The organism is Crossiella sp. NPDC003009, assembly GCF_053591555.1.
This window is the reverse complement of the sequence record NZ_JBSFUA010000077.1, coordinates 15,298-27,305: the sequence shown is the minus strand read 5'-3', so window position 1 is coordinate 27,305 and position 12,008 is coordinate 15,298. Positions and strand designations below refer to the sequence as shown.

8 protein-coding genes and 3 pseudogenes are annotated in these 12,008 nt (G+C 69.2%); 5 read left to right on the top strand and 6 right to left on the bottom strand.

Annotated features, from left to right (window positions below; genetic code table 11):
• Positions 1 to 103 precede the first annotated feature (103 nt).
• The 3 genes and pseudogenes from ACWDY5_RS39870 to ACWDY5_RS39860 form a co-directional block, all read right to left on the bottom strand.
• Positions 104 to 450: pseudogene (locus tag ACWDY5_RS39870) on the bottom strand (transposase); the annotation flags it as partial.
• On the bottom strand, positions 359 to 1,432 hold the full coding sequence (locus tag ACWDY5_RS39865) for a S8 family serine peptidase (protein ID WP_449727317.1): 1,074 nt from the start codon (positions 1,430 to 1,432) through the stop codon (positions 359 to 361). The gene ACWDY5_RS39865 and the pseudogene ACWDY5_RS39870, both read right to left, overlap by 92 nt.
• 182 nt (positions 1,433 to 1,614) lie before the next feature.
• Complete coding sequence (locus ACWDY5_RS39860) at positions 1,615 to 1,977, bottom strand: S8 family serine peptidase (RefSeq protein WP_449727316.1); 363 nt, start codon at positions 1,975 to 1,977, stop codon at positions 1,615 to 1,617.
• 10 nt (positions 1,978 to 1,987) lie between these two features.
• Between ACWDY5_RS39860 and ACWDY5_RS39855 the strand changes: the two are divergent.
• Positions 1,988 to 2,819 (top strand): annotated as a pseudogene (locus ACWDY5_RS39855) (IS5 family transposase); the annotation flags it as partial.
• Positions 2,820 to 3,091: 272 nt separating this feature from the next.
• Here ACWDY5_RS39855 and ACWDY5_RS39850 read toward each other — a convergent pair.
• Both ACWDY5_RS39850 and ACWDY5_RS39845 read right to left on the bottom strand, forming a co-directional pair.
• A complete protein-coding gene (locus ACWDY5_RS39850) occupies positions 3,092 to 5,992 on the bottom strand; it encodes an LGFP repeat-containing protein (RefSeq protein WP_449727315.1) in 2,901 nt (966 codons plus the stop codon).
• Positions 5,993 to 6,003: 11 nt separating this feature from the next.
• Positions 6,004 to 6,861 (bottom strand): RICIN domain-containing protein, encoded by an 858-nt coding sequence (locus ACWDY5_RS39845; protein WP_449727314.1) that lies wholly within the window; start codon positions 6,859 to 6,861, stop codon positions 6,004 to 6,006.
• A 658-nt stretch (positions 6,862 to 7,519) separates the two neighbouring features.
• On the opposite strand from ACWDY5_RS39845, the gene ACWDY5_RS39840 reads away from it, so the two are divergent.
• The 4 genes and pseudogenes from ACWDY5_RS39840 to ACWDY5_RS39825 all read left to right on the top strand — a co-directional run.
• The gene (locus tag ACWDY5_RS39840) at positions 7,520 to 7,855 is read left to right on the top strand and encodes a hypothetical protein (protein ID WP_449727313.1); all 336 of its coding nucleotides are present in this window, start codon (positions 7,520 to 7,522) and stop codon (positions 7,853 to 7,855) included.
• A 352-nt stretch (positions 7,856 to 8,207) separates the two neighbouring features.
• Positions 8,208 to 8,402, top strand: a complete 195-nt coding sequence (locus ACWDY5_RS39835; protein WP_449727312.1) for a hypothetical protein — start codon at positions 8,208 to 8,210, stop codon at positions 8,400 to 8,402.
• Between the two features lie 522 nt (positions 8,403 to 8,924).
• Entirely contained in the window at positions 8,925 to 10,202 is a 1,278-nt protein-coding gene (locus tag ACWDY5_RS39830; protein WP_449727311.1) for a barstar family protein, read from the top strand.
• Between the two features lie 4 nt (positions 10,203 to 10,206).
• A pseudogene (locus tag ACWDY5_RS39825) lies at positions 10,207 to 10,488 on the top strand (lysine 2,3-aminomutase); the annotation flags it as partial.
• A 72-nt stretch (positions 10,489 to 10,560) separates the two neighbouring features.
• Here ACWDY5_RS39825 and ACWDY5_RS39820 read toward each other — a convergent pair.
• Positions 10,561 to 11,967 (bottom strand): DHA2 family efflux MFS transporter permease subunit, encoded by a 1,407-nt coding sequence (locus ACWDY5_RS39820; RefSeq protein ID WP_449727310.1) that lies wholly within the window; start codon positions 11,965 to 11,967, stop codon positions 10,561 to 10,563.
• Positions 11,968 to 12,008 lie beyond the last annotated feature (41 nt).

Here is a 12,008-nt window from a genome sequence, read left to right as displayed (position 1 = left end):
GTTATGACCAGACCGCGGTCTCCTACCGGGCAACCATCACCCTGGCCGCACTACTCCTCTGGTCCTCTGGCTTTGAAAACGCCCCCTAGGCCGTGTCTCGAAGTCATAGCCACTCGTTGATCGCTGCGACTGTGACGGTGGCCTCGTAGCGAACGGGACGGCGAGCTCGTCATACCTTGTCGCGACTGCACGGTTGCGTTTGAGTCGGTTGATCCCGCACTCCACGGCGTGGCGCTGCTTGTAGAGCTGCGGGTCGAAGGCTGGTGGTCGTCCACCGGCACGTCCTTTGGTCTTGCGGTGCCGTGCCTGATCTGTCTTGTCCGGAATCGTGCACCGAGTACCCCGACGACGTAGATACTCACGGTTGGCACGGGAGCCATACGCTTTGTCGGCCAGCACCCGGTCCGGCCGGGTGCGTGGCCTGCCCACTGCCCGAGCGACCCGGATGCGGCCAGGACCACCTGGCTGTCAGGGTGGTTACGTTGACGGCGGCCGCGGTCGCGGTGGCCGAGATGCCCTGAACCCCGCGCAGGGCCAGGCCGAGCTGACCCCCGGCCTCCGGTGGGAAGCCCTGGTGCAGCCGCACGGTCTTGGACATCGGGAAGAACGTCGACGCACCGCCGGAGCTGTAATAGCCGAGCAGATCGACGGCGACGTGCACGCGACCGCTGGAGCTGTGCAGTCGGATCACCTTGTCCACCGGGTGCAGCAAGGTGGTGACCGTCTCGGATCTGTTCTGTCCTTTTCGGACGTCCACAGTGGAGAGTGGCGAGGAAGGCTCGGTCAGGTCGGGCCGCACGCTGATGCTGGTGACCTCCTCAGCGTTCATGCCGGTGACGGTGAGCACCACGGCCGCGGCGTCCGGCGGCAGGTTCGGCACAGGCAAAGTGAAGGTTTCGCCGGGTTCCAACAGCCGCTGGTGCCCGCCGACCGGAGTGTGGGTGTTAAGGACGCGCTGCTGCACGGGGATCGGGGTATACCCATGCCCGGCGGGCGGGTTCAGCGGACGAGGGGAACCGAGGTGCAACACTCCCCTGCCGAGGGTGTGGGCCCGCCCCTGCCGCCCGGCGGCATCCAGAAGTTGCGCCTCGAGGTGCGACGGGTCGAGCGTGCCATTGCCCCGGTACACGGCGGCCGCCCCGGCGACGTGCGCCGCCGAGATCGAGGTGCCACCCGCGGTCGCGCCGGGTGCGGAGCCCGCGCTGTGGGTGGAGACGTTGGTGAAGGCGGTCAGGTCGGGCTTCACCCGCCCGTCGATGGTCGGTCCCCGGCTGCTGTAGCCCTCAACCGGTCCACCGGACTGCTGGTTGGCCGGGGTGATGGCGCCGACGGCGAGCGCCCAGGGCGAACTGGCCGGTTCGGCGATGCTCTGGGCCGGGGTGGTGTAGGACAGCCCGTGTCCGGGGCCGTGCACGGTCAGGTCGTGCCGCATGTCGCGGGACCCGCCGTTCCACTTGACGTAGGCCCAGTAGGTGCCGGCGGTCCCCGCGTCCTGGGTGAAGTGCACCGTCTCGACCGGGCTGAGCCCACCGGCGGTGTTCTTCTGGTTGCGGATCGAGTACCGCCCGCCGAGCGCGGGATCGTTGAGGCCGTTGGGTTTGGCTGGCGAACTCATCACGTACAGGTCGAAGTCCACGGAGGTCCGGGCCAGGCATCCCGCTTGAGCTCCACGGTGACCGTACCCCCAGCTCCCACCGAGAAGCCCTGGCCCTGGGCGTTGCCGTTGAGGTACTGCCACCCGTCCCCATCGGAGCCGAGCAGCCGCCCGCCGAGATGCTTGTCGCCCTCGTTCCCGGCCGCGGTGACCACCAGGATCCCGGCCTGCCGCAACTGCCGCACCACATTCGCCGGCGCCTGCTGACCTTCGGCATCCTCTCCAGTCCCGTCACCGCGCCCTGTCCCGGGGAAGCCCAGGGCGAGAGTCACGATGTGGACGCCCTGCTGCCGGAGCCAGCTCGCGGCGTCGTCGAAGTCCATCGTGTCGACAATGCTTTGCCGATGCTGCAACCTGTTCCAGGATCGCGGCGTGCGTGAGGAGGTCCTGACCGATGAACTCTGGGCTCGACTGGAACCGTTGCTCCCGTTGCGCCCCAGGCGCTTCCGGCACCCGGGGCACAGGTGTACCGATGACCGGGCCGCCTTGGCGGGAATCCTGTACGTGGTGCGCACCGGGATCGGGTGGAACCGGCTGCCCACCGCACTGTTCGGCGCCTCGAGTGCGACGTGTTGGCGGCGGTTGACCGCGTGGCACGAGTCCGGAGTGTGGCAGGAGCTGCACGAATGCCTGCTTGCCGAGCTGCGGGCGGCAGGTCTGCTCGACCTGTCCGCCGCACTGGTGGACTCCGCCCACCCGCGCGCCCTCAAAGGGGGACCACACGGGACCGAGCCCGGTCGACCGGCGCAAGCCTGACTCCAAGCACCACCTGATCACCGACGCCACCGGTGTTCCGCTCGCCGCCACTCTGACCGGCGGCAACCGCAACGATGTCACCCAGCTGATCCCGCTGCTCGACGCCATCCCGCCGATCCGCAGCGTGGTCGGCGAGCCCAGGCGGCGCCCGCGTCAGCTCTACGCTGACCGCGGCTACGACCACGACAAGTACCGCCGCTTGGTCCGTGCACGCGGCGTCACCCCGGTCATCGCCCGCCGCGGCGTCGAACACGGCTCCGGCCTGGGCAAGGTCCGGTGGCCGGTGGAACGCACCTTCGCCTGGATCAAGGGCTGCCGCCGACTCCGCGTCCGTACCGAACGACGGGCCGATGTCCACCAGGCCATCCTCAGCCTGGCCTTGGCGTCACACGCGGTCAGCCGCCGCACCAACTCCTCGGCCGAGGCCCACGGATCCAGTGGCCTCCAACCGCGCACCGCGCCATCCCCGAGGTTCGCGACGATCCGCGCGGTGCGATCAGCCAGTTCGCGGTGGCTGATCGCCTCGGCGGCGTCCGGGTAGGCGAGCTTGTCCGGCGACGCCGCCGCCCTGGTCCGGATGACGTCCGACACCGTGGCATCGGTTGGAGCACCGGCCATGTTCACCAGCAGATCAGTAGAATCGCGGCGGTCACGGCCGCTTCCGGCCAACCTGCCGGGTATTCAGCCGCAGGTTCCCCAATCGCTTCGGATGACGGGGTCCAACCGGTTGCGGTAGTCCAGCACGGTCGTCGCCGCGCACTCCGGGTAGGCCAGCTCGAGATAGCCCTCGTGGCCGCGGCTGTTCATGAAGTTGCCGCGCACCAGCGGGTAACTGCTGAAGTCGGCCATGGTCTGCCCGTCCACCGCGGTCACCAGCGGTTCGGTGTTGCCCTCGGTCAGCGAGTACAGCCGGAACTGGTACTCGCGCCCGTCGGCGGTGGTGAACAGGTTGTTGTCCCTGGCCAAGGTGAAGTTCGGGTTGGCCGCCAGGGTTTTGTCCCGGAACTCGGTGAAGGACATGCCCGCGGCCTCCCTGGCGTGGAAGAACCCGTACTTGCCGTCCATCACCCCGCCCTCCTCGAAGTGCAGGGCCACCCGGACACCGAGCTCGCCGCACTCCCTGGTGTCGAGGTCGAGGAAGAGCCACTTCCCTTGCCGCGCCGGGGTTCCGCAGGCCAACCAGCGCTCCGGCAGTTGCAGCCGGCGACCACAGGCGAACCCGTCGTGCACACAGGTGTTGATCCGGCCGTTGCCCACCGGCGGTCGGCTGTCCACGCCCTCGAAGGCGATCAGGTCCCGGTGCTCCACGTTGGCCTTGGTGGGCATCAGGGTGGTGAACTGCGGGGTGCCGTAGCCGACGTCCTTGCCGATCCGGCGCAGCAGCTCGTCGTGGCCGTAGCCGCTGTTGAGGAACACCCCGCCCGCGGTCACCAGGAACGAGGGCGAGCTGGCGTAGATCTCCACCCCTGGTTTGGCCTCCTCGGTGGCGAAGCGCAGCCGGGGACGGTCACCGTGGTAGAAGAAGTGCTGGCTGGGCGCTCCGGACTTGTCCATCACCCGGTGGAACGCGGTGCGCGGCGGCAGATAGCTGGTCAGCGAGGCGATGGTGCCCTCGATCGCCCACCACTGCGGCATCTGCTCGCCGGTGTTGCCGCTCATGCCGGTCCACAGCAGGAAGAACGCGGTCTGCGGGTCCGAACCGCTGCCGTAGTAGCCCTGGATCTGACTGTCCCGCTTGTCCGGCATCCGCCGGAACGGCCCGGCCCGGCGCAACATGTTGCTGGAGACGGCGAACTTGGTGGTGGTGTAGTCCAGCACGATCTGTGCGGCGGTGCGGATCTTCGGATCCTCGGCGTAGTCGAACAGGTTGAACAGCGCGTTCATCGAGTACCGCTGGTAGATGCGGGAGTTGTACTCCATGAAGTCGTGTTTGACGAACTGCTGGAGGTGCTCGAGCAGGTAGTCGCGCAGCCCGTTGGTGTTGTTGTTCAATTCGGCCTTGCCGGTGGCGGCGAAGAGCAACTGGTTGGTCAGGTAACGCGAGCTTTCGATCAGCAGCTGGTGGTTCTCGGTCTCGGGCACCGACACGGTGATCTCCTCGACCGTGCAGGTGACCCGCCGGTCGTTGAGGTCCGGCGGCCCGTACTTGCTCAGCAGCTTGTCCAGCAGATGGCTGCGTGTCACCGGGTACATCAGGTCGGTGTAGCGGTGCAAGACCAGGCTCAGGCTCTTGAGCGCGGTGTCGTACTCGCCATCCCGGCCGCACGGGAAGCCCATCGTGGTGCCGGTGAGATGTGGCGTGCTGTGCAACAACATCCGGTTGGCCAGCAGCACACTGGGAATCAGGCCGGGGCAGCGGAACCCGCGGCCCTGGCGGCGGGCCAGCTCCAGGTGGGCAAGCAGGCCGGTGCCCTGGTTCTCCCCCAGTTCGGCGCCGATGTCCTTGCCCTCGATCGGCAGCAGCGAGGTGCAAGCGGTGCTGCGCAACACCGCGTCCCGGCGCTGGTCCAGGTGCTGCAACGCCTGGGCCGGTTCGGTGGCCGAGATGTCCTTGAGCGAGATCGGCGCGCGGTCGCGAACCTCGGTCGAGGCCGGGACCGTCCGGCCGGGCGGTCCGCACTCACTCGGGTCTGGGCCGCACCCCTCGATGCTCACGGTGGCCCGGCCGACCCGCGCCGGGACGCTGTACCAGCCGGAATAGCTGGGACGGCTGCGTTTGATCGGTTTCCAGCCGTGCTGTCCGTGCTGCTCGATGTGCACCACGAACTGGTCGTGGCCGTGCGGGTTGGTCGGCCCCCACTCCACGTAGAGCTGCTCGGCCACCGAGGCCACCGCGACCACCAGGTTCGCGCCCTGGTCCGGTGACCAGACCAGCTCACCGCGCTCGAAGACCTGCCTGCGCCCGTTGCGCCCGGCCACCGCGGTCTCCGGCTCGATCGGACAGCCCATCCGGCCCATTTCCGCGCCCATCTCCCGCCAGCGGCGGCCGATCAGCCCGCCGACGTGGATCGGCCGCGGACACGCGGCCGGGGCCGGGCCGTCGGCGTGCGCCGGGATGGTGATCGCGGCGGGCACGGTCGGATCGCCAGGGCAGCTGGTGAAGCACTGGACCCGGAACTCGTAGCGGCCGGGTCCGTGGGTGAGCGGCATGCTGAGCAGGCCGTGCGGGGCCAGCTCGTTGACCAGCACCGACTCGATGGCCAGCTGGCCGGATTCGTGTGTCCAGATCACGGCGAAGGGGTCGCGGGTGATCGGCAGTTCCATCCTGGCGCCGAAGTCCACGGTCACCTCGTTGTCCACGTGGTAGACCGCGATCGGTGTCCTGATGCCGGAGAACACCGAGGTAGTGATCTCGCCACGCTGGAAGATTTGCTTACGGCCGCCGGGCACGTCGTGTTCCGCACCGGTCGGGCAGCCCAGTGGCCCATTCCCAGCGTGCAGCGCCCGCCACTTGCCCCCGATCGGACCACTCGCCTCGACCCCGCAGGTCGCCACCGGTGCCACCGGCGCCGACTTGGCGGGCGGCGCGGCCGCCGCCGCGGGCGGGGCGATCGGGGCCGCCATCCCGACGGCGAGCAGCACTGCGAGAAGCCTCAGCCGGACCACGGTGCCCTCCACTTCTGCTCCACGCCATCGGTGCAGTCCCACAACCGGACCCGCGCGCCCTCGGCGTCCCTGGTCAGACCGGCGCAGCGGCCGTTGAGCCTGCTGCGGATCCGTTCCCCGTCCCGGTACCAGCGCTGGCTCACCGCGCCGGTGCAGCCGGACACCACGATCTCGGCCCCGTTCTGGGTATCCGCGCCGAGCACGTCCAGGCAGAGGCTGGCCCGCAGGTACTGGATGGCCTCGCCCACGGTGTGCCACTTCTGGTTGGTGTCTCCGCTGCAGGTCGACACGCCCAGGGGGTCGCCGTCCCGGCTGCTCGCGCCGAGCACCTGCCAGCACTTGCCGTGCCAGGCACTGCTGAAGTCGAACAACCACACCGGGTCCCACCAGAGTTGGTGTGGCGCGTTGCCGCACACTCCCGCGCTCAGCGCCACCCCACGTCCCCAGCCGGCGCCGTCGATCTCCAGGCACTGCTGGGTCAGCCCGTTGCGCAGCGCCGGTCCCTCCCGCGGACCTTCCTGCGTCCAGCGCTGGCCGTCGCCGCCGTCACAGGCCCGGACGCCAACCCGTTGGTCGCGGACGTCCAGGCACTGGTCGGTCACCAGGTGGCGGATCACCGCGCCGTCGTAGCGCCACTTCTGCCGGGACTCACCCACGCAGTCGGCCATCGCCACGGCCAGCGTGCCGCTGACGACCTCCACGCACCTGTTGTTGAGGGTGGAGCGGAAGTCGCCGTTCCAGGAGCCTGCCATTGCGGGCGTCGGTGTGGCCAGCAGCAGGGCGGTGGTCAGCGTGAACACGGCCAGCAGCGACAGCGATCTGGTCCCGGCACGAGTCGTGGGCACGGGCTCCCCCTCCGTCACCACGACCTTGCCAGGGGGTGTGTCCCGGCGGCCAGGGTCAATTGTCCCGAGGCCACCGGGAAGTCTGAGCCTCTCGACCGGGCCCCGCACGCTGCCGCCGACTCACCGCGCGCCGACTGCTCTCGCTGTCGATTTGGGGTACGCCGGTGGCCCGGCGGGCGGGTCCGGCAGGGTGATGGTTGATTCCCCCTTGCTTCGCCTCAACGCCACGGTCACCCGTACCGCTGTGCGCTCCTGCAGTCTTGACGGTATCCACGGGGACCGGTCCCGACCGGGTGAGGTTCCCCAGGTTGCCCGGAGACTTCCACACCAGTTTTGATCTTGTGAACCGAGGAAGGAAGTCATCTTCCTGCCTCCAAGAAGTACCCGGACGAGCTGCGTGAGCGGGCGGTCCCCTGTGCCGGGAGTCTGACCCCAAGCCGGTGATCCGTCGGCTGGCGGAGCAGTTGGACGTCCACCACGAGCCCTGCGGAACTGGATCCGCCAGGACGAGGCCGCGCGACGACCGGCCGGCCACCACGATGATCGAGGAGAACCGCAGGCTCAAGCGGGAGAACGCCGAACTCAAGCGCGTCAACGAGGTACTGCGGGCAGCCAGTGCCTATTTCGCCTCCGAGATCGCCCCGTCCCGGAGGATGTTATGAGCTTCATCGACGCCCACACGTTCTCGCTCGATCTCCTACTGCGGGTCCTGGGCATCCCACCATCGACCTACCACGACTGGCTAAGCCCGCCAGTCGCGCCCAGCCAGCGAGAACTGGAGGACGCGCAGTTGCTGGACATGATCGTCAAGATCCGCACCACGCACGAGTTGGCCACGCACTCCAATCACGCGACCAAGTGCGCGCAGCGATGCACGGAGACGAATGGGCCGATGCGCCGACACCAGCGCCCGCGACTCGATGATCATCCACGGCGAAAGTCGTTAGCTGCGGCGCTGACATCAAGGAAGATGCAGGTCAGTGGCGTACAATAGGTTGGGGATGTGGTTTCGGACACTCTCTTACCCCACGGATTTCGAAGTCCGTCGTGGGCCTACTTTGGGACGACTTCTTCGCGGCTTGGCGCAAGCGCGTCTCCGTTCCTGGTCACTACTGATGAGCGACGACTTGCCTCGTGCCACTTGGGTTCCAGTCCAGCTCGAGCGTTGATTGACCACGCGGGGCCAACGCACTGACCACCTCCGGTTGCACCGTCCGCCTGAGATGCCAGCCTTGGCCGCCACAGATGATCTCCAGCCCGCACCGACGAAGGTGTGCGGCGGCACTTGACGATGTCGCCACCACAGGCTGGGGGTCTCCGAGCAGGCCTGGTAGTGCCTCGACGAGATGGTCCTCGCGGACATAGACGTTGCCCGCCGCACCGACGGGCAGGGGCGTGCCGCTGGTGTTGTGCTGCTCAACAGCGGCGTCACCAGCAAGACCGAAGTCGCCCGCGTCTGCGGGTACGCCGACCACAGCGTCGTGCCGAAGCGACTCGCGCAGATCCGCCACACCGCCGAGGCGTACTTCGTCGAGAACTGAACTTCTTTGCTCGTTCCGACCCGGCGCACAGTGTCGCCCGTGCGAATGATCATGCCAGTGGTGGAAGGGCGGTCTGGGCGTGCCCGTTCGGCGACTCGACGGCGTTGCGTTGGCCGCCCCGGCGCCAGGCGGACCGAGGCGACTGGCGGTGGTCGGACGTCGGTGAGCTGATGTACCCCGCCACGGTCCAGTCCGGTGATCTCATTGAAGAGCGCGGTCACTGCCATCGGGACGGCGAGGATGCTGGGCCCACCGAAGGTGCTGGATGTCGCGAGTTAGCTGCTAGTGCTGGGCCTTGGTGCGATCTGGTGCACTCGTGGACACAGAGATCGAGATAGCCGTTGCCGAGAGTTCCGCGAAGTATTCACACCTCAGCACACGACCTACCTTGAACAAGCGCCTCACACGTCAATGGGGCACGTCGGATGGACACGCACTGGGTTCACGACCGGCCCATGCCGCTGGGCTCCGCTTTCGGCAAACACGCCCTGCCGTCGCGTCCGCAGTCGATACGGTCGCGTAATGACCAGTGACACCGGTGCCGAAACCGGTCTCCGGCCGGATGAGCGGCAGTGGACGTGGGAGCATCCGATCGGGCCGCGCTGGCTGCTCTGCGGTGAGACCAACCTGGTCGAGGCCCCGTACTCCGACGAGCCGCTGGCCCTGTGCGCGGAGATCGAAGGGCTCTTCGTCGACCTGCCGCCCCAGCCGCGGGAGCGGTTCACCCTCATCGACTGCGCCCCGGAGGGCAAGCTCGCCGAACTCCTCGATCGGGTGCCCGCGGCGGAACTGGGCACCGAACGAGCCCTGCTGGGCAACCTCCACCTGATCGGGCCGCCACCACCGCCGGGCACTCCGCCGTCCTGGTGGGGCGAGGACCTCGGTGACCTGGTCGTGCTGGGGCGACGGCAGAACGCCACGATCCCGGCCACCGTGGACATCGACCTGGACGGGTTCGTGCACGGCTACGGCTACACCGATGACGTGCCGCGTCCGCACGAGGTCGAGGAGTTCCGCCTCCAGGACTGGGACGGGTCGTCCTGCGGCACCTGCCGGGACGTCACGGGCGTTTTCCGCGAGGGGGCCGAACTGCCGGTGCCGCTGGTGCGGCTGATCGGCTGCCGGCCGGAGCCCGCGTTGCTGGCGGCGCTGGCGGCGATCGGGGACAGCTCCGAGGAAGGCCTGCGGCGGCGCTGGATCTGGGCGTGGGTGCGCGTGGTGGCCGACGACGGATCGGTGGGGTGGGTGCTCGGCGCCCAGATCCGCGGCACGGTCGACGCGGCCGAGCCGTCGCGACTGGGTGCCGGGCTGCTCGATGTGACCGTCAGCCGGGACTCCGGAGTGCCGCTGCCGACCAGGGTCCTCGACGTCCTGGAGCACTGGCGCGCCGGACCGCCGGACCGGCCGAACCTGTGGGCCGACTACGACGAGGGCCTGCGGTATGAGTGGATCGACGCGGCGAACGGCCACCACCGGGTCGGCGCGCCGGCCCGGCCCGCGGGCGCGACCTACGAACTCGACGGCAGGTTCGTCACCGACCTCGCGGGGTTCTACTGCGCGCTCGGCGAGGCGATCAACGGCCCGGGCGGGTACTTCGGCGGGAACCTCGACGCGCTGCACGACTGCCTCAGCGACGGCTACGGCGCGTGGACACCGTTCCGGCTGGTGTGGCGCGACTCGGCCGTCGCCCGCGCGCACCTCGTCGCGGGTTACGACCGCCACCGGATGGCGCAGGCGATCACCCTGGAGGACGTCCTGGAACTGTTCGCCGAGCACCACGTCGAGGTCGACCTGTGCTGATCCGGTGTGGCAGGCGCAGGAGCTCCAGCACGCGATCATGGAGTATCTGCCCGGGCTCGCGACGCCGCGGATCGTGTGCGATGTGCCGTATGTCGGGAAGCGGTGGGTGCACCAGGTGTCGGAGTACGACCGGGTGCGCGGAATTTCTTGCTGGACAAAGAACTACCGCACCGGGATCGAGCTTCAGGACGCGGAGGCGCTGGAGCGGCGGTACCCGTACTACGACCCCATCACGAGCCTGCCGGAGACCGGGCGGCAGTGGTGGACCGAGCGCCACAACGACTGAACAACACGACGGTCCGGAGCCCGGAAACCGGGCTCCGGACCGATCAGTCCAGCACCTGCGACGATGCTCCGGCTACCTCGCTTTCCGCGCCGCGTCTTCTCTATCGCGGGCCGGGGTGTGCCGCCACACCAGCAGGGCCAGCAGGACGGTGCCCGCCGCGACCGCGGTCAGCGCGGCGAAGGAGATCAGGTAGCCGGTCGGGCCCGCGAACTGGGCCAGCACGATGACGAGCACGATGGCACCGAGCGCGCCTCCGACGCGCTGCACGATGTTCACCACGGTGGCCGCATCGCCCACTTGCGTCTTGTCGACCGAGGCGTAGGCGGCGGTGGTCGCAGGCATCTGGGTCAGCGCCAAGCCGATCCCCCGAACCACCAGCAGGATCGCGATGACCGGAATCGGCAGCACCTCCGGCAGCAGGAACGGCACGGTGGAGAGCACCAGCAGGATCGCCCCGGTCAAAGCCACCGGGCCTGCCCCGTGGCGGTCGGTGAGCGCGCCGCCGACGTAGAGCGCGATCGCCGAGCCCAGGCCCATGGCCAGCAGCAGCAGGCCGGTGCCCGCGGTGTCCAGGCCGGCCACCAGTTGCAGGTACAGCGGTAGCAGGAGCAGGCCGCCGTACATGTTCGCGCCAGTCAGGCCGGTGGTCGTGGTGGCGGCGGCGAACCTGCTGTTGCGGAGCAGGGCGAGGTCGACCAGCGGATGTTCGGCGCGGCGGGCGGTGAGCAGGAAAGCACCGGCCAGCAGCGCGCCGACCATCATGGCCACGACGTGTGCCGTGCTGACCCCGGTCGCGCCGATCTCGGTGCCGCCGTAGAGGAACAGCGGCAGGCCGAGGCCGAGCAGCAGCAGACCGCGGCGGTCCAGGGTGCGGGTGGTGCTCTGCTCGCCGCCGGGCACCCGGCCGCGGGCGGCGAGCAGGGCGAGCAGGCTGACCGGCACGTTGATCCAGAACAGCCAGCGCCAGGAGGCGGCCTCCAGCAGCAGGCCGCCGACGGCCGGTCCCACCGCCGGTCCGAGGCTGACCACCAGGCCCAGCACACCCATCAGGCGGCCCAGCTGGTCGCGTTCGGCGACCTGGGCGACGATCGCCTGCCCGGCAGGCACCATCAGCCCCGCGGCCAGGCCCTGCAGGACGCGCGCCACGATCAGCGAGGGCGCGTCCCAGGCCGAGGCGCACAGGGCCGAGGCCGCGGTGAACACCGCGAGCGAGACCGCCCAGACCCGGCCCTGTCCGTAGCGCGCGCCGAGCCAGCCGGTGGCGGGCAGGGAGACGGCCAGCGCGATGAGGTAGCCGGTGGCGATCCACTGCACCACCGGCAGGGTGGAGCCGAAGTCCGCGCGCACCGACTCCACGGCCAGGTTCGCCACCGTCGAGTCCAGCATCGCCATGAACGCGCCCGCGCCGGTGATCGCGGAGATCTGCCAGGTGCGGGCCGGGATCGGCGGGGGCGCGGCGCTCGTGCGCTGACTCCTCATGCCTTTAGGATACCGTGGTATCAAATAAGCCGGATGGGTGA